This is a genomic window from Pseudomonas sp. NPDC086112 (assembly GCF_044746425.1).
In the GTDB taxonomy this organism is placed as follows: Bacteria; Pseudomonadota; Gammaproteobacteria; order Pseudomonadales; family Pseudomonadaceae; genus Aquipseudomonas.
In genome coordinates this window covers 20,469-36,850 of record NZ_JBIVCD010000007.1, presented here as the reverse complement: position 1 = coordinate 36,850, position 16,382 = coordinate 20,469, and the positions used below count along the sequence as shown (strand labels likewise).

General features: G+C 60.2%; 18 protein-coding genes. 3 read left to right on the top strand and 15 right to left on the bottom strand.

The window, feature by feature from the left end; genetic code table 11:
* Window positions 1–82 precede the first annotated feature (82 nt).
* Window positions 83–1,447, bottom strand: a complete 1,365-nt coding sequence (gene rmuC, locus ACIPLA_RS07370) for a DNA recombination protein RmuC (protein ID WP_401172878.1) — start codon at window positions 1,445–1,447, stop codon at window positions 83–85.
* A gap of 175 nt (window positions 1,448–1,622) precedes the next feature.
* Window positions 1,623–1,946 (bottom strand): sel1 repeat family protein, encoded by a 324-nt coding sequence (locus ACIPLA_RS07365; protein WP_123496183.1) that lies wholly within the window; start codon window positions 1,944–1,946, stop codon window positions 1,623–1,625.
* Between the two features lie 981 nt (window positions 1,947–2,927).
* Between ACIPLA_RS07365 and ACIPLA_RS07360 the strand changes: the two genes are divergently transcribed.
* The 3 genes from ACIPLA_RS07360 (at window position 2,928) to ACIPLA_RS07350 (ending at window position 5,323) form a co-directional block, all read left to right on the top strand.
* Complete coding sequence (locus ACIPLA_RS07360; protein WP_007898912.1) at window positions 2,928–3,152, top strand: hypothetical protein; 225 nt, start codon at window positions 2,928–2,930, stop codon at window positions 3,150–3,152.
* A 273-nt stretch (window positions 3,153–3,425) separates the two neighbouring features.
* Window positions 3,426–3,908 (top strand): hypothetical protein, encoded by a 483-nt coding sequence (locus ACIPLA_RS07355; protein ID WP_007898914.1) that lies wholly within the window; start codon window positions 3,426–3,428, stop codon window positions 3,906–3,908.
* Between the two features lie 146 nt (window positions 3,909–4,054).
* Window positions 4,055–5,323, top strand: coding sequence for an OmpP1/FadL family transporter (locus tag ACIPLA_RS07350; protein ID WP_218394236.1), 1,269 nt, complete (start codon window positions 4,055–4,057; stop codon window positions 5,321–5,323).
* A gap of 83 nt (window positions 5,324–5,406) precedes the next feature.
* Here the strand turns inward: ACIPLA_RS07350 and ACIPLA_RS07345 are convergent, their stop codons facing one another.
* From ACIPLA_RS07345 to ACIPLA_RS07285, 13 genes are all read right to left on the bottom strand, one after another.
* A complete protein-coding gene (locus ACIPLA_RS07345) occupies window positions 5,407–5,958 on the bottom strand; it encodes a glutathione peroxidase (protein ID WP_123496179.1) in 552 nt (183 codons plus the stop codon).
* 56 nt (window positions 5,959–6,014) lie between these two features.
* Window positions 6,015–6,137, bottom strand: a complete 123-nt coding sequence (locus tag ACIPLA_RS07340; RefSeq protein ID WP_008071541.1) for a hypothetical protein — start codon at window positions 6,135–6,137, stop codon at window positions 6,015–6,017.
* Window positions 6,134–7,342 (bottom strand): MFS transporter, encoded by a 1,209-nt coding sequence (locus ACIPLA_RS07335; protein ID WP_008013905.1) that lies wholly within the window; start codon window positions 7,340–7,342, stop codon window positions 6,134–6,136. The genes ACIPLA_RS07340 and ACIPLA_RS07335 overlap by 4 nt, the downstream gene beginning before the upstream one ends.
* Before the next feature lie 52 nt (window positions 7,343–7,394).
* Window positions 7,395–7,799, bottom strand: coding sequence for a MarR family winged helix-turn-helix transcriptional regulator (locus ACIPLA_RS07330; RefSeq protein WP_401172711.1), 405 nt, complete (start codon window positions 7,797–7,799; stop codon window positions 7,395–7,397).
* Between the two features lie 151 nt (window positions 7,800–7,950).
* Entirely contained in the window at window positions 7,951–8,682 is a 732-nt protein-coding gene (locus ACIPLA_RS07325) for an adenosylcobinamide-GDP ribazoletransferase (RefSeq protein ID WP_401172709.1), read from the bottom strand.
* A 2-nt stretch (window positions 8,683–8,684) separates the two neighbouring features.
* Window positions 8,685–9,260: an alpha-ribazole phosphatase family protein gene (gene cobC / locus ACIPLA_RS07320; protein ID WP_401172707.1), complete on the bottom strand. Its 576-nt coding sequence runs from the start codon at window positions 9,258–9,260 to the stop codon at window positions 8,685–8,687.
* Window positions 9,257–10,312, bottom strand: coding sequence for a nicotinate-nucleotide--dimethylbenzimidazole phosphoribosyltransferase (gene cobT / locus ACIPLA_RS07315; protein ID WP_401172705.1), 1,056 nt, complete (start codon window positions 10,310–10,312; stop codon window positions 9,257–9,259). Before cobT ends, cobC begins: the two co-directional genes overlap by 4 nt.
* Window positions 10,309–10,842, bottom strand: coding sequence for a bifunctional adenosylcobinamide kinase/adenosylcobinamide-phosphate guanylyltransferase (cobU, locus tag ACIPLA_RS07310; RefSeq protein WP_218394231.1), 534 nt, complete (start codon window positions 10,840–10,842; stop codon window positions 10,309–10,311). Before cobU ends, cobT begins: the two co-directional genes overlap by 4 nt.
* Before the next feature lie 146 nt (window positions 10,843–10,988).
* Entirely contained in the window at window positions 10,989–12,449 is a 1,461-nt protein-coding gene (locus tag ACIPLA_RS07305) for a cobyric acid synthase (RefSeq protein ID WP_401172877.1), read from the bottom strand.
* Window positions 12,450–12,457: 8 nt separating this feature from the next.
* Window positions 12,458–13,450 (bottom strand): threonine-phosphate decarboxylase CobD, encoded by a 993-nt coding sequence (cobD, locus tag ACIPLA_RS07300; RefSeq protein WP_401172702.1) that lies wholly within the window; start codon window positions 13,448–13,450, stop codon window positions 12,458–12,460.
* The gene (cbiB, locus tag ACIPLA_RS07295) at window positions 13,443–14,351 is read right to left on the bottom strand and encodes an adenosylcobinamide-phosphate synthase CbiB (protein ID WP_401172700.1); all 909 of its coding nucleotides are present in this window, start codon (window positions 14,349–14,351) and stop codon (window positions 13,443–13,445) included. The genes cobD and cbiB overlap by 8 nt, the downstream gene beginning before the upstream one ends.
* Window positions 14,348–14,998 (bottom strand): 5,6-dimethylbenzimidazole synthase, encoded by a 651-nt coding sequence (bluB, locus tag ACIPLA_RS07290; protein WP_401172698.1) that lies wholly within the window; start codon window positions 14,996–14,998, stop codon window positions 14,348–14,350. The genes cbiB and bluB overlap by 4 nt, the downstream gene beginning before the upstream one ends.
* A complete protein-coding gene (locus tag ACIPLA_RS07285) occupies window positions 14,995–16,377 on the bottom strand; it encodes a cobyrinate a,c-diamide synthase (RefSeq protein ID WP_401172696.1) in 1,383 nt (460 codons plus the stop codon). Before ACIPLA_RS07285 ends, bluB begins: the two co-directional genes overlap by 4 nt.
* Window positions 16,378–16,382 lie beyond the last annotated feature (5 nt).

Genomic DNA, 16,382 nt, shown 5'->3' with positions numbered 1-16,382 from the left:
ACAGTGGATTGGCGTTGTGGCACAAATAGAGTGAACAACCACAACCCCCTGTGGGAGCGGGCTTGCTCGCGAAGCTTTTCGGCTACTCCGGCAGTTCGGCCAAGCCATCGACATCGGTCATCGCCCGCTCCAGCAGGTCCGCCGGCAAGCTCTTGCTGGCCCGCGCTCCGAGCAACTTGAGCTGCTCGCTGCGACTGACCAGGTTGCCACGGCCTTCTGTCAGCTTGTTGCGTGCGTTGCTATAAGCCTTGTCCAGTTGCTGCAAGCGATTGCCGACCTCGTCCAAATCCTGAATAAACAACACGAATTTGTCGTACAGCCAACCGGCGCGCTCGGCGATTTCCCGAGCGTTCTGGCTCTGGCGCTCCTGCTTCCACAAGCTATCGATGACCCGCAAAGTGGCCAGCAACGTGGTCGGGCTGACGATCACGATATTGCGGTCGAATGCCTCCTGAAACAGCGTCGGCTCAGCCTGCAACGCCGCAGAAAACGCCGCTTCGATCGGGACGAAAAGCAGAACGAAATCCAGGCTGTGCAAGCCGTCGAGCCGCTTGTAGTCCTTGCCGGCCAGGCCTTTGACATGACTGCGCAGGGACAGCACATGCTGCTTGATGGCGATCTGGCCGATGGCATCATCCTCGGCCGCCACGTATTGCTGATAGGCCGTGAGGCTGACTTTGGAATCGACCACGACCTGCTTGTCGCCGGGCAGGTAAATAATCACATCCGGCTGGAAACGCTCACCGTCCGGCCCCTTGAGATTGACCTGGGTCTGATACTCACGCCCCTTCTCCAGACCCGCGTGCTCAAGCACCCGCTCGAGAATCAGTTCGCCCCAGTTGCCTTGGGTTTTCTGCCCTTTCAAGGCCCGCGTCAGGTTAGTGGCTTCGTCGCTCAGGCGCAGGTTCAGTTGTTGCAGCCGTTCCAGTTCCTTGGCCAGGGAAAAGCGCTCGCGGGCTTCAGCCTGATAGCTTTCCTCGACGCGCTTTTCGAACGACTGAATGCGCTCCTTCAACGGATCGAGCAATTGCCCCAAACGCTGCTGACTGGTTTCGGCAAAACGCTGCTCACGTTCGTCGAAGATCTTGCCCGCCAGCTCGGCGAATTGCGCGCGCAGCTCGTCTCGCGAGCCTTGAAGGTCGTTGAGACGCTGCTGATGGCTTTCCTGCTGCTCACGCAGCTCGGCATTGAGAGAGGCGGCCTGAGCGTCGAGGCGACGCAACTCAGCTTCTTTGCCGGCGCGTTCGATGTTCCAGGCGTGAGATGCGTCGCGGGCGTCGTCGCGTTCGATCTGCAGCAGTTCTACTTCACGGCGCACGGCGGCCAGATCGGCCTGTTTGGCGGCGTTGGCCTGGCTCAGGTCTGCGATTTCATCACGGCAAGTGTCAAGCTGAGCATTCAAGCCGTCCTGCGTCAGTTGGGCGATGGCAAGGCGCTCTTCCAGCAGCGCCAGCTCGGCCTGCCCCGCACTCGCCCGACGCTGAAGTTGCCAGGCCAGTACCAGTAACGGCAACCCGGCGCCCGCCAGCCCCAGCAATGCGCTGGTCAAGTCCATCGCCATAACCACTCCTGCCGATTCGATAAAGCGTGAAGGTTAACCAAGGCGTCAGGTCTTGGACAGCTCAGTCTTCGCTCAGGCCCAGTTCCTGTTGCGCACGTCGGTCGCCCGCACGCGCGGCCTGACGCAGGAGCTCCTGGCCAATGCGCCGATCCCGAGCGTTACCGCATTCGCGGCACATTAACTGTCCGAGACGGCTTTGCGCGGCCACGACGCCTTCACGGGCAGGCTGCTTAAGCAAGCGTCCGGCGAAGTGTTTGATGTTGGAGTTTTCGCCCAGGCGCGGGCTGTCGAGTAGCCACTCGGCCACACGCATCGAAAAGCGCTTGGGTGGGGTAACACTGGGAGGGGTGGAAGCAGCAGAGATTGATACTGAGCGAAACTTCATAAAGCACTGTAGGGCAGATCGGAAGGCGCGCCACTCTACTCTTTTTTTCGTACAGGTAAAGTCGAAAAAAGCCTGCACGCCCGTCCTAGAGCAAGCGCTTGGGACAATCCACAGAAGCTGTGGATAACTCAGTGGACAACCGCCTTTGAACTCGCGCAAAGCCGTGTGGCGTGGGGCTCGCAGTCAAACTGACGATTTTTTCACCAGTAAAAAAAAGCGATGTTTTTCATTGACTTAAATTTTCATTACAGGCACCCACTCCCGTTGAGGCGAGGATGACAGTGGGATGACAGTTCGCGCAATTTATGTGCACAAGTCCCTGTGAGGCGGTTATATCGATGCGCTTTTTCGGCGCGCTTTTCGGTAGCATCTGGGGATAAACCCGAGCAACCCGTGCCGCCGGTCGATCCTGACTCGCTCGTTCGCTCGGATCAACGGTCGGGTTCTGGGCTATTGCGGGGCACTGGCCTGCTCTTTGACCGCTCAATCAAGACTTGCCGACAGGCACTTCAGCGCTTTTTTACAAACAGCCTTCCCTTCTGCAGTTCAATCCGTTAGTATCCGCGGCGTTAGTACCAAGCTGAAAGTCAATTCTGGTCGAACAAATCCCCCGGTCAGCCTTCCCTAAGAGAAGCCTCCACCGACAAAACGGGATCGACCACCTCGATGGTTTCCAGGTAAATCTTGCGCCAACGCAGCCTTTGAATCGAAAGCAAAGGGTGTTGCCAAGCTCACTTACTCTGACCGAACCAGCCTGCAAATTGATCAGGATCTTCACCCCGGGCCCAGAACCTTTGCCCTTGATGTGTTGCCTGCCCTCCTAAGTACCTACCTGCCAGCCCAAGCGCGCCAATTTATCAGCGCTTCAAACTGGCTGCTTTGTTCCAGTCGGGTTCTTCGTTCGACCAATGGTGGTCGTCGTCACTGGAACGTTTTAACTTTGCACGGTTCTTATCCGTGTCGCTTGTAGGAACACCAATTATGTCCACTCAAATCCACACTCAGGATGCCATTCGCACCCTAACCAACGCTTTTGCTCCAATGAACTGCCTGATCATGGCCGCTCGCAAAGGCTGCTTCAGCTTCACTCTGGTCAACGAACACGGCATCGCTCGTCATAGCGAACGCCTGTACCCTGATCAATACTCCAGCGCAGAACCGCTGCAGGCTGTGATCGAGCGTACTCGCCAGGCACTGGTTGCCTGAGACGCCAGAAAAGCTGAAAACCTAAAAAGCCCTGCTGAAAAGCGGGGCTTTTTATTGCCCGATATTTCTCATTTCGTGACCTGCGGCTAAGCACCAACCGATATAACGGTTATAACTCGAAGCCGGAAATATTTTAAAAACAGTCCTTTACAGCGAAATAATGACACTACACTTCAACTCAAGCGGCTTGATCCGCTTGCGGCGAGCCTGAATCGATCCACTGCTGCCAAGGCCCTTCAGGTATCGCCGACCACCTCATGTTTCGAGGGCTTTATGGGAATCGCTGCCAGCGAACTGTGTCGTTATGTGATCCGTCCGACGTTGATCTACCTCGGACGCCATAGCGCAACTGCCGAATCCCTGCTGCTGGGCATCGCCGCCAGTCAGTCAGCCCTTGGTTCAGCTCTGCATGACCGCCGTGGACACGGCCTGTACCGAATCACCGAACCCCGCCACCAGGCCCTTTGGGATCACTATCTGGCCCTGGACCCGGATCGGGCAAGCCTGGTCCGCGGCCTTGCCAGCCAGCATGCTTTTCTCAGCGGGCCGCATCTGGAATTGACCGTCAACCTGCGTTACGCCACCGCCATTGCCTGGCTGCTGGTAGAAGAACAGAACACTCCCCTCCCCGCCTCCGATGACTTGTTGGGAATGGCCCGAATCTGGCGCCAGACTTTCCAGCCCCAAGGTCGCCTGCGAGATTTCACCTACGCGTGGCAGACCTGTGTTTCATCGTTGAATCAGGTCGCCTGCTGATCCACCCATTTCCGAAAATCGCACAACAGGCAGCGATTTTGGTCGGATTGTCCTACAAAACCGCTCTAACTCAAGCGTTACAGGCTATAGCGCCCAGACGAAAATCTTGGTAATTTCCGCCCCGGTGATCACCAGGAATTCTAATAATGAAAAAAGTAATGCTCAAAACCACCATTAGCCTCGCCGTTGCCATGGCATCCACCCAACTCTTCGCAAGTGGCTTCGCACTCAACGAACAAAGCATCAGCGGGATGGGGACAGGTTTTGCCGGGCGATCTTCATCTGCCGACGACGCATCTACAGTTTTTGGTAACCCTGCCGGCATGTCTCGCCTCAAGCGCGAACAAGTAACCGGTGGTGTTGCATTTATCGACGCGCACGCTGATATCAGTGATGCGAGTTCCAGTCCGAATAGTGGCACCAACAAAGGTGACATGGTCCCTTTCATGGGCGTGCCCATGGGCTACTACGTAAAGCCAATCGATGACCAGTGGGCATTCGGTTTCGGCGTCTACGCTCCATTCGGCCTGGTGACCGACTACGAGAACGGCTTCGCCGGCAAATACTTCGGCAGCAAGAGCGAAGTCAAAATCGTGACTCTTCAGCCAACCGTCAGCTACGCCTTCAACGACAAGGTATCGATCGGTTTTGGTCCGACCATCAACCACATTGCCGGCACCCTGGAATCGAACCTGTCGATCACTCAGGCCGCACCGGACGGCAAGGTCAAGATCAAGGGTGACGACACCGCGCTGGGCTACAACATCGGCGTGCTGGTTCAAGCCACCGACAGCACGCGCGTCGGCCTGACCTACCACTCGAAAGTGAAGTACAAGCTCGAAGGCGACACCAAGGTCAATTACAACCTCCTCCGTGCCGTTGGTCAGAACCCGAACCAGAAGTACGATGCATCTCTGGATATCACCACGCCTGAGTCGGTCGACTTCTCGGTCACTCATCAACTGGATGACCAGTGGACGCTCTACGCAGGTAGCACCTGGACTCGCTGGAGCCGCCTGAAAGAAATCACCGTCGAAAACAAAGGCGTTCCGGCCCTCCTCAATGGCCAGTTCGGCACCATCACCGAAGAGCAGAACTGGCACGACACCTGGGCGCACGCCATCGGCGCTTCGTACCAGTTGAACAAACAATGGGTTCTGCGTACCGGCCTGTCCGTTGACCAGGCACCGACCAATAACGAAAACCGATCCCCGCGCATTCCGACTGGCGATCGCAAGATTTTCAGCCTGGGCGCCGGCTGGAGCCCGACCGACGACCTGACCATCGACGTAGCGTACTCGTACCTGCGCGAAGAGTCGGTCAAGGTCAATAACAGCAACGGCCGTCAGAACTACAGCGCAGAGTATGAAAACTATGCGAACGGTTTCGGTGTTGGCGCAACATACCGTTTCTGATGATTCACGGCGACTCCCTCGCCGCCTGAATTGAAAAAGCCCCGCGCTCTTGTACAGAGGCGGGGCTTTTTAGTGCGCGTCGATCAGGGTTTCGATGCGAGGGCTTTCTCCACCGCCTCGATGAACTCAGGATTATCCGGCTTGGTCAGGCTGGAGAAATTGGCGATCACCTTGCCTTGGCGATCGACCACGTACTTGTAGAAATTCCACTTCGGCGAACTGCTTTGTTCCGCGAGAACCTTGAACAAATGCGTTGCGTCATCGCCGCGGACTTTCTGCGGCTCGGTCATGGTGAAGGTGACGCCGTAGTTCACGTAACAGACTTTGGCAGTCTCTTCGCCATCCTTGGACTCTTGCTTGAAGTCATTGGATGGAACACCCACCACCTCAAGCCCTTGATCCTTGTAACGCTGATACAGTGCCTCAAGGCCTTTGAATTGCGGAGCGAAGCCACAGAAACTCGCGGTATTGACCACCACCAGCGGCTTGCCGGCAAAGCGCTGGCACAGATCGATGGATTCCTTGGCGCGCAGCTTGGGCAAAGAGCCTTGTAGCAACTCCGGGCATTCTGCCGCCTGGGCCAGCCCGGTAAAAGCCATCAACAATGCGGGAACTGCAAGCCAGCGCATCAGCATGTCGGTGCATCCTTGAACAATCGTCAGAAAACGAAATTACTCGCCTTCGCCGCTCGCTAGCAAGCACCCATGCCCAGCTGCATCAATGCCAGGCCACCCTGATGCCAGCCCCACCATGCCAGGGCCAGTAACAATATGCCGACGCCGATAGCAGCCATCTGCGGCCAGAGACTGTTCATGCAGCACTCATCCGGGTTTGCAGACGCGCCACCGGCTGCTCGCGCACCGGCCAGTTCAGAGCTGCGGCCACCAGACTCAAGAGAATCGCCACCTGCCAGATCAAGTCATAACTCCCGGTTCGGTCATACACCACCCCACCCAACCAGCCGCCGAGGAACGAGCCGAGCTGATGGAAGAGGAAAACGATCCCACCGAGCATGGACAAATTTCGTACACCGAACAAGGTCGCCACCGTGCCATTGGTCAAGGGCACCGTAGACAACCAGAGAAACCCCATCGCCATGCCGAACAGATAAGCCGTGACCTGAGTGACCGGCGCCCAGAGGAACAGCACAATCACCACCGCCCGCAACAGATACAAACCAGTGAGCAAGCGCGGCTTGGACATCCGCCCGCCAAGCCAACCCGCCGTATAAGTACCGAAAATATTGAACAGACCAATCAGCGCCAGCACCGTGGTGCCGACGGAGGCTGGCAAGTGTTGGTCCACCAGATAAGCCGGCAAGTGCACGCCGATGAACACCACTTGAAAACCGCAGACAAAAAAACCGAACGCCAACAGCCAGAATCCTGAATGGGAACAGGCTTCGCGCAGCGCTTCAGAGAGGGTTTGCTCGTGTCCGAGAACCGGCAGCGGCTTGTCCTTGAGCATGCTCACCAGCGGCACGATCAGCGCCACCACCAGACCCAACACCAGCAATGCCGCAGACCAGCCAAGCCAGCCGATCAACCCCAGCGTGCCGGGCAACATGGCGAATTGACCGAAAGAACCGGCGGCGCTGGCGATCCCCATGCCCATGCTGCGTTTTTCCGGTGGCACGGCACGACCGACCACGCCGAGGATCACCGAAAACGAGGTGCCTGACAGGCCGATACCGATCAACAGCCCCGCGCTCAAGGACAAGGTCACCGCCGAATCGGACAGCCCCATGAACACCAGACCCAAGGCGTACAGAACACCACCGATCAACACCACCTTCGCAGCGCCAAAGCGGTCGGCCAGTGCGCCGGTGAATGGCTGGGCCAGGCCCCAGATCAGGTTCTGCAAAGCAATGGCGAAGGCAAACACTTCGCGACCCCAGCCGAACTCGGCACTCATGGGTGCCAAAAACAGCCCGAAGCCGTGTCGCACACCCAATGACAACGCCAGAATCAGCGCACTCCCCAACAGAACCCAACCGCATGTACGCCACATCGATGTCATTCTTGTTCTCCGGTAGCGGGTATATACCCGCTTAAGATCGAACAAACTGGCCTCAAGCCAGTTCATCCAGCAACTTCAGCAAAATTTCACGCTTCTCGGCACCCAGGCGATCGATCAACCGCTGCTGCGCCGCTTCCCAGGCTGGCAACGCCGCCGCCAGGCGTTCGCGGCCTGCCTCGGTGAGCAGGACGATGCGATTGCGCATGTCCTCGCCTTCAACCAGCGTCACCAGACCTTCGCCCTCCAGCACCCGCAGATTACGCCCGAGAGTGCTGCGATCCAGGCCCATGGCTTCGGCCAGGGACGAGATGCTTGGCTGATCCAGACGCTGCAGATTGCACAGCAGAGAATACTGGGCAACGTTAATCCCGAAGCCGTCGAGGGCGCCGTCGTAATGCCTGCTGACGCCACGAGCGGCGCGACGCAGGTTAGTGCACAAACATTGAGAAGGAAGCATAGTGCGTGTATATACCCGCGGTTAAATGAAAGCAAATCTTTCGACACATATTACCGTAGGAGCGAGGCTTGCCCGCGAAGGCGGCGGCACAGTCAACATTGATATCGACTGGCACTCCGCCTTCGCGGGCAAGCCTCGCTCCTACAGGGGCTCAGAGCAGTGCAAGCCCCACCAGTACCGCCACCTCCAGCAATTCCAGCAACGCCCCCGCCGTATCGCCCGTCGTCCCGCCCAATCGTCGCACCATCACTTGCCGCAACCAGACAAACACCGCTGCCGCCAGTGCAAGCGCCCATACGGCGCTGAGGCCAGCCATCAGCACACAGGCCACCGCACTGATCACCAACACCTGTTTGCCGGCCAAACGCGGCAGATGGTCGGCCAGCGCCTGCCCCAGCCCACCGGGACGCACGTAAGGTGTGGAGAGGAATAAGCCCAGTAACGCGCTGCGGCCAAGCAGTGGAACGATGATCAGGACCACGCTGTGCTGCTGTTCGATCAACGCCAGCAACGCGACAAACTTGAGCAGCAATACCAAGACCAGCGTCACCACGGCGATCGGCCCGCTGCGCGGGTCTTTCATGATGGTCAAGGTGCGTTCACGGTCGCCGTAACCCCCGAGCCACGCATCGGCGCTATCGGCCAGGCCATCCAGATGCAACGCGCCGCTGAGCACGACCCAAACACTGAGCAGCAATGCGGCGTGAAGCAATAATGGCGCGCCCAGCAATAGCCAGTTCAGCCCCCACAGAATGGCGCCGAACAGCAAACCGACCAGCGGATAAAACAGCAGCGACCGGCCCAGTTCCTCTGGCGTCGGCATACCCGGCAAACGAATTGGCAGGCTGCTCAAAAATTGCAGGGCGATCCAGAACGGCAACATGGTCAGATCGCTTCCCTTAACAAGATGCCGGGTTCGACCGACAACGAAAACAACGCGCCGTGGCCGACTTCAACGTTGAGCAACTGCTCACGCGGCAATCCGCGCGCTTGGGCCAGCAACAAACGCATGACGCCGCCATGGCTGATCAGCAAGATCCGCTCCCCCTCATAGGCCGCGTGCAGCCGTTCGATGGCCGCCAACACTCGCGCAGAAAAGTCCGCCACCGGCTCACCGTCTGGCGGCGTGAACGAATAAGGATCGGCCCAGAACAAGCCCAACGCCTCGGCGCTGGTTTCCATCAACGCCGCGGCGTTCTGCCCTTCCCAAGCGCCGAAGTGTAGTTCTTGCAAGTCCTTATCCAGTTGCACCGGCAAACCCAGTTGCGCCCCAAGCTCTTGCGCAAAGCGCGCGCAACGCTGCAACGGCGAACTGACCAGTCGATCCCAGGGCCCCTGCTCGATCACCGCGGCGCGCATCTGCGCCCAACCCTTGCCGGTCAGCGCATCGTCGAGACTGCCGCGCAAACCGCCGCCGAGTTCGGTTTCGCCATGGCGCAACAGGTCCAGGCGCAAGGTCATGCCGGGCGATCCGCCACTGCGGCTTCGGCGAACGTCGCCATCTGCCCGTGCAGGTCGCAGGCCAGACGCAACAATGGCACGGCCAATGCCGCACCACTGCCCTCGCCCAGTCGCAGGCCAAGGTCCAGCAACGGTTCGGCGTTCAGGGTTTCGAGCACATGGCGATGGCCTGGCTCGGCGCCGCGATGACCGAACAGTAACCACTCACGGCAGGCCGGATTCAAACGCACCGCCACCAGCGCGGCGACGCTGCAAATAAACCCGTCGACCAACACCGCGATACCTTCCTGAGCACAGGCCAGGTACGCGCCGACCAGCGCAGCGATTTCGAAACCGCCGAGGTTGAACAAAGTTTGCAGCGCATCTCCACGCTGAGCGCCATGCAACACCAAGGCACATTCAATGACTTGGGCTTTATGGCTGACACCCGCCGCGCTCAATCCAGTACCCGGGCCAGCCAGATGCACCACCGGGCAATCGAGCAACGCACAGGCCAACGCGCTGGCCGCGGTGGTGTTGCCGATGCCCATTTCGCCACCGATGAACAACTGCGCGCCGGCTGCGATGGCGCGCTGCACACTGTCGCGGCCGGCCTGCAAAGCGAGTTCACCCTGAGCCTGAGTCATCGCCGGCCCCTGAACGAAATTCGCCGTGCCCGGGCCGATGTTCAGGTGACGCACACCCGGCAGATTCAACGACGGCGTGACGGTGCCGAGATCCACCACTTCCAAGGAAGCCCCCAACTGCCGCGCCAACACGCTGATCGCCGCGCCGCCGCTGACAAAGTTGAGCAGCATCTGCCCGGTGACTTCCTGCGGAAACGCCGACACCCCTTCGGCAACCACACCATGGTCACCGGCAAAAATCGCAATCCACAGCTGATCGAGTGTCGGCTTGACCTGCCCCTGCAACCCGGCCAGTTGCACCGCCACCGATTCGAGCCGGCCGAGTGAGCCGGCAGGTTTGGTCAGTTGCTGTTGACGTACCAGCGCCTGTTCGACCGCTTGCGCGTCGATTGGCTTACACGGGTTCAGCCACCAGGCGTGAGTCATAACGCAGTTCCTTTCAAAGTCAGGGGCAGGCCGGCAACGGTCAGGACGACTCGCTGACAGCGCTCGGCCAAGGCTTGATGCAGCCAACCGGCTTCATCGACATAGCGGCGAGTCAATTCGCCCAACGGCACGACACCCATGCCGGTCTCGTTGCTGACAAAAATGATTTCACCCGGCAATGACGCCAGGCAGTCCAGCAGGGCTTCGCGTTCGGCCGACAAGCGCTCGGCATCGTCGAGCATCAGCAGATTGGTCAGCCACAGCGTCAGGCAATCCACCAGCAAGCAACGATCGGCACTGGCGTTTTCGCGCAGTACACGGGCCAGTTCCAGCGGTTCTTCGATCAATGCCCATTCGGCCGGACGACGGGCGCGGTGATGGGCCACCCGTTCGTTCATTTCACCGTCTTGAGATTGGCTGGTGGCGATGTAGGTGGCTATATAAGTGACTTGGAGCTGACTGTCTGTCGCCAGTTTTTCAGCCAGACGGCTTTTGCCGGAGCGGGCGCCGCCGAGGATCAGTTGCAACATGGTCATTCCTTAAAATGTGCGGTGTCGGGGCAGGCCTCTTCGCGGGCAAGCCTCGCTCCTACAGGGGTTGGGGCGTTCACGAATTCTGCAAACACCTCCATACCGTAGGAGCGAGGCTTGCCCGCGAAGAGGCCCTCAGCACCACCTCAAATCCCACAGAGTTCACGCAACAGCGAAGTATCCAGATGCTTCTCCACCAGATCCGCCAACCGTTCGATATCGCGCTCACGCAAAGCGTGGTAATCGACCTCCTGCACATCCTGCAACCCGGCCCAGCGCAACAGCGCACTGCACGCCGCCGGTGACTCGAACAGGCCATGCAGATACGTGCCGAAAAGCTGCCCATCGACACTTTGCGCGCCATCGCAGCGACCATCGTCGAGCTGCACCGCAGCATTTTCCAGTGCTGGGCCGGTGGTCACGCCGGCATGAATTTCATAGCCATTAACCTGCGCATCTTCCAGCGCCAGGCGCCCACGCACATTGCGCAACTGCTTCTCTTCTTCGAGCTGCGTTTCGAACGCCAGCAGGCCCAAGCCAGCACTGGAACCCGGCGCGCCTTCGAGGCCCAGCGGGTCATGCACCTGCTCGCCGAGCATTTGCAGACCGCCGCAGATCCCCAGCACTTTTCCGCCGTAGCGCAAGTGCCGCGAGATCGCCGTCTCCCAACCGTTGGCCCGCAGGTACGCAAGGTCACTGCGCACGCTTTTCGAGCCAGGAAGAATGATCAGGTCGGCCGGCGGAATCGCCTGACCGGGGCCGATGAATTGCAGGTCCACTTGCGGATGCAGGCGCAACGGATCGAAATCGGTGTGGTTGCTGATGCGCGGCAGTACCGGCACCACCACGTTGAGTACCTGATCGGCCTTATCGGTCTGACGCTGATCGAGACCATCCTCGGCCTCAAGATGCAGGTCCATCACATAAGGCAAAACGCCGATCACCGGTTTGCCAGTGCGCGCCTCCAGCCAATCGAGGCCTGGTTGCAGCAAGGCGATGTCGCCGCGAAAACGGTTGATGATGAAGCCTTTGACCCGCGCCTGTTCGCTGGGGGACAGCAGCTCCAGCGTACCGACCAAATGCGCGAAAACTCCACCGCGATTGATGTCGGCGATCAACACGACCGGGCAGTCCACCGCCTCGGCAAACCCCATGTTGGCGATGTCGCCGGCCCGCAGGTTGATCTCTGCCGGCGACCCCGCCCCTTCGACCATCACCACCGGATACGCCGCACTCAACCGCTCATGGGAGGCCAGTACCGCTTGCATGGCGATGGCTTTGTAGTCGTGATAGGCGACAGCATTCATGGTGGTGACCGCGCGACCATGAATGATCACTTGGGCGCCGGTATCGCTATTGGGCTTGAGCAGCACCGGGTTCATGTCGGTGTGCGGTTCAAGGTTGGCGGCCTGGGCCTGCACCGCTTGAGCGCGGCCAATCTCGCCACCGTCGGCGGTCACCGCGCTGTTGAGGGCCATGTTCTGCGGTTTGAACGGCACGACGCTCACGCCTTGACGCGTCACCCAGCGACACAGCGCCGTCACCAGAGTGCTTTTACCGGCGTCGGACGTGGTGCCTTGCACCATCAAAGTCGCGCCCTGCACCATCAACGTAGTCATTGCGCTTCCTTAACGTAGGCTTCAAGCGCTTGCTCAAGACGCAGCCAATCCGCTTCATCGGCGGGCAAGCCAAACCGCAGGCTGCTGTTGTGGGTGAACAACCGCAGCAGAATGCCGCGCCGGGCCATGAATTCGTGCAGTGCTTCGGCGCACTCGATGATCAGCCATTGGAACAATGCGCAGCCGCCCTGAGGTTTGAAACCGTACTGTTCAAGCAGCAACGCCAGACGCTCGCCGGCCTCGTCGGTACGAATGCGCTGTCGGGTGTGCCCGTCCGTATCCGTCAGGCACGCCTGACCCAACACTCGGGTCGGCCCACTGACCGCCCAGGGTCCGACCTGTTCGGCCAGCAGCTTGAGCAACTTGCGCTCGGCCAGCACAAACCCCAGTCGCACACCGGCCAGGCCGAAGAACTTGCCGAAGGAGCGAAGCACGATCAAGCCGATCTGATTGGCGAACGGCGCCAGACTCAAATGCGGGGTGTTGTCCATGAACGCCTCGTCCACCACCAGCCAGCCTCCGCGCTGGGCCAGCCGCGCATGCCAATCCAGCAGGCGAGCCGGAGTCAGGCCCAACCCCGTGGGATTGTTCGGGTTGACCACCACCAGCACGTCGAGGCTGTCGAGAAAGAAATCGACTTCCGACTCCAGCACTTCACGCACGATGTACCCGTTGCGACGCCAGGCTTGGGCGTGTTCGGCGTAACACGGCGACAGCACGCCGACCTTGCCGGCCCGGCGCAAGCGCGGCAGCAACTGGATCGCCATTTGCGACCCGGCCACCGGCAACACTTGAGCCGCACCGTAATAGTCGCAGGCAGCCTGCTCCAGACCGTCATCGGTTTCCGGCAACCGCGCCCAGGCCCGCAGCGGGATGTCCGGAACCGGGAATGGCCAAGGCGCCAGGCCACTGGACAGGTCGAGCCAATCGGCTTCGGCAATGCCGTATTCAAGCGCCGCCTTGCGCAAGCGGCCACCGTGTTCAAGCATAGAATTCAGCCCCCACGCAGAGAATCAGCAGCCATAACCATACCCCGCGCTGGACCAATTGCCAGCCACGGTCGATGGACTCGGCATCCGCCGGCACGCCTTCGCCCAACTGCGGACGCTGATGCAGTTCACCGTGATAAATCGCCGCCCCGCCCAACTCGACACCCAGCGCGCCAGCACCGGCCGCCATCACCGGCCCGGCATTCGGGCTGTCCCAGGTCGGACCCTGGGTACGCCAGCACTTCAGCGCCAGTCGGGTTTTACCCAGCAGCGCGTAGGTCAACGCCACCAGGCGTGCAGGAATGTAGTTCAGAACATCATCGATCTTCGCCGCAGCCCAACCGAAACGTTCGAAGCGTTCGTTGCGATAACCCCACATCGCATCGAGGGTATTGCTCAGGCGATAAAGCACCACGCCGGGCGCGCCCGCCACGGCAAACCAGAACAGCGCGGCGAATACCGCATCGCTGCCGTTCTCCAGCACCGATTCGGTGGCGGCGCGGGCGACTTCGGTTTCATCCAGTTCGCTGGTCTGACGGCTGACCAGATAACCAACACGTTTGCGCGCCTCGATCAGATCATCGCTGCGCAGGGCCTTGGCCACCGGCTCGACATGCTCAGCGAGACTGCGCATGCCGAGGGCACAATAGAGCAAGAGAATCTCGACAATCCAACCAACGTAAGGCGCCCAGGAAAGTGCGGTGGCCAGCAAGGTCAGCGGCACGACCGCCATCACCCAGGCCGTGACGCCGTGACTGCGCCAGCCGCGGCCGCCGGAGTTGAAACGTTGCTCGATGCGATCGGCAAAACGACCGAACGCCACCAGCGGATGCCAGCGTTTGGGCTCACCCAGCAGCGCATCCAGCGCGACCGCGGCGACACTCAACAACGCCACACTCATTGACTCACTCCCCAATAATTTTCATACAGCAATTCGCTGAGTGGACGCGCCTGCGCCCAGCCTTCGAGTACCAGCATCGGCGCCGAATAGAATTCCTTGACCGGCCCCAGGCAAAGAACGGCCAACGGCTTGGCCCCGGCCGGTAAACCCAGCAAGTCCGCCAGCGCTTGTGGCTCGAACAATGACACCCAGCCCATGCCCAGGCCTTCGGCGCGGGACGCGAGCCAAAGGTTCTGGATGGCGCAGGACAGCGAGGCCATGTCCATTTCCGGCAGCGTACGACGGCCGAAAATGTGCCGCTCACGATCGTCCATCAGCGCGGCGACCAGCACCTCGGCGCAGTCGTTGATGCCTTCGACCTTGAGCTTCATGAATTCGTCGGAGCGCTCGCCGAGGGCTTCGGCGGTGCGGATGCGTTCTTCTTCCACCAACTGCTGAATCTTGCCGCGCAGTACCCGGTCGCTGATGCGGATGAAACGCCAGGGCTGCATCAGGCCGACACTCGGGGCCTGATGCGCGGCTTCAAGTAGACGACGCAGTAACTCGGGTTCGACGGTGCCGCCGCTGAAGTGCCGCATGTCGCGGCGCTCGGCGATGGCTCGGTAAACGGCTGCTCGTTCGGCTTCGGAAAATGCGTTGTCCGTCATGGCCTCTTCGCGAGCAAGCCCGCTCCCACATTTGAAATGCGTTCCCCTGTGGGAGCGGGCTTGCTCGCGAAGGCGTCCTCAAGGTCAGGCACAAACAGCGCTGCAATCGCCGATGGATTGGACGGAAAATAAAAATGCACATAAGAAGCCGTCATCCGCCCCTCACGATAAACCGCCTCCGCCCCTCGCCCGCCATTGGGGCTCAAACCACGAGCAATCGGCTCAAGCTCGGTGCTGGTCAGCGAGTGGTGATAGGTGTGCCCACGCAGCAAACCTTCCGGCAATTCGACCGCCTGCAAGGCCAGCGCGGCAAGACGCTTCTGCATCACCGCATCACCGGCCAGCAAGCCAACCAGTTCAGCGCGAGTGCCCTCGACATCGGTCAAGGAATCCAGCAGATACAGCATGCCGCCACACTCGGCCAGCAACGGTTTGCCCGCCGCGTGGTGAGCGCGGATCGCGGATCGCATCGGCGTGTTTTGCGACAACGCTACATGGTGCAATTCAGGGTAACCGCCCGGCAGATAGAGGCTGTCTGCCTCAGGTAATTCGCTGTCGCGGATCGGCGAAAAGAAAGTCAATTCGGCGCCCATGGCCCGCAGCAGATCCAGGCTCGCGCCGTAGGTAAACGCGAAAGCTTCGTCCCGGGCCACGGCAATCCGAACACCGGCCAGCAACGGTTCGGCTGCGATTATTTCAGGCGCGGCGAATTCCACGGCTGGCGGCAGCGCCACGTCGCAACTGCTGGCTAATGAGTCGGCGGCCGCATCGAGACGCAGGTCGAGATCATTCAGTTCGCTGGCCTGAACCAGGCCGAGATGCCGACTCGGCAATTCGATCCCGGTCTCCCGGGACAGCGCGCCATACCAGCGCAAGCCTTCAGTCAGGCTGCCTTCGAGCAACTGCGCATGGCGCACGGTGCCGACCCGATTGGCCAGCACACCGGCAAACGGCAAGTCCGGCTGATAACGCGCAAGGCCCAGGGCCAGCGCGCCAAAGGTCTGTGCCATGGCGGTGCCGTCGATCACGCCGAGCACCGGCACACCGAAGTGCCGCGCCAGATCGGCGCTGGACGGCGTACCGTCGAATAGCCCCATGACGCCTTCGATGAGGATCAGGTCGGCTTCGCCAGCGGCTTCCCACAATAGCCGTCGACTTTCTTGCTCGCCGACCATCCACATGTCGAGTTGATAGACCGGCGCACCGCTGGCGCGCTCGAGAATCATCGGGTCGAGAAAGTCCGGGCCGCATTTGAACACACGAACCTTGCGCCCCTGATTGCGATGCAAACGGGCGAGCGCGGCGGTGACGGTGGTCTTGCCCTGACCGGAGGCCGGTGCGGCGATCAGTACCGCCGGGCATTGACGATGGCTATTCATAAAGT

Excerpts from the sequence above, each read along its gene's own strand:
- cobC (WP_401172707.1), bottom strand. The coding sequence starts at position 9,260 with ATGACCTTGCGCCTGGACCTGTTGCGCCATGGCGAAACCGAACTCGGC.
- ACIPLA_RS07325 (WP_401172709.1), bottom strand. The coding sequence starts at position 8,682 with ATGTTGCCGTTCTGGATCGCCCTGCAATTTTTGAGCAGCCTGCCAATT.
- ACIPLA_RS07330 (WP_401172711.1), bottom strand. The coding sequence starts at position 7,799 with ATGCTTCCTTCTCAATGTTTGTGCACTAACCTGCGTCGCGCCGCTCGT.
- ACIPLA_RS07355 (WP_007898914.1), top strand. The coding sequence starts at position 3,426 with ATGGGAATCGCTGCCAGCGAACTGTGTCGTTATGTGATCCGTCCGACG.
- ACIPLA_RS07335 (WP_008013905.1), bottom strand. The coding sequence starts at position 7,342 with ATGACATCGATGTGGCGTACATGCGGTTGGGTTCTGTTGGGGAGTGCG.
- ACIPLA_RS07305 (WP_401172877.1), bottom strand. The coding sequence starts at position 12,449 with ATGGTGCAGGGCGCGACTTTGATGGTGCAAGGCACCACGTCCGACGCC.
- ACIPLA_RS07365 (WP_123496183.1), bottom strand. The coding sequence starts at position 1,946 with ATGAAGTTTCGCTCAGTATCAATCTCTGCTGCTTCCACCCCTCCCAGT.
- ACIPLA_RS07340 (WP_008071541.1), bottom strand. The coding sequence starts at position 6,137 with ATGAACAGTCTCTGGCCGCAGATGGCTGCTATCGGCGTCGGCATATTG.
- ACIPLA_RS07350 (WP_218394236.1), top strand. The coding sequence starts at position 4,055 with ATGAAAAAAGTAATGCTCAAAACCACCATTAGCCTCGCCGTTGCCATG.
- cobU (WP_218394231.1), bottom strand. The coding sequence starts at position 10,842 with ATGTTGCAACTGATCCTCGGCGGCGCCCGCTCCGGCAAAAGCCGTCTG.
- cbiB (WP_401172700.1), bottom strand. The coding sequence starts at position 14,351 with ATGAGTGTGGCGTTGTTGAGTGTCGCCGCGGTCGCGCTGGATGCGCTG.
- ACIPLA_RS07285 (WP_401172696.1), bottom strand. The coding sequence starts at position 16,377 with ATGAATAGCCATCGTCAATGCCCGGCGGTACTGATCGCCGCACCGGCC.
- ACIPLA_RS07360 (WP_007898912.1), top strand. The coding sequence starts at position 2,928 with ATGTCCACTCAAATCCACACTCAGGATGCCATTCGCACCCTAACCAAC.
- cobD (WP_401172702.1), bottom strand. The coding sequence starts at position 13,450 with ATGCTTGAACACGGTGGCCGCTTGCGCAAGGCGGCGCTTGAATACGGC.
- cobT (WP_401172705.1), bottom strand. The coding sequence starts at position 10,312 with ATGACTCACGCCTGGTGGCTGAACCCGTGTAAGCCAATCGACGCGCAA.
- bluB (WP_401172698.1), bottom strand. The coding sequence starts at position 14,998 with ATGACGGACAACGCATTTTCCGAAGCCGAACGAGCAGCCGTTTACCGA.
- ACIPLA_RS07345 (WP_123496179.1), bottom strand. The coding sequence starts at position 5,958 with ATGCTGATGCGCTGGCTTGCAGTTCCCGCATTGTTGATGGCTTTTACC.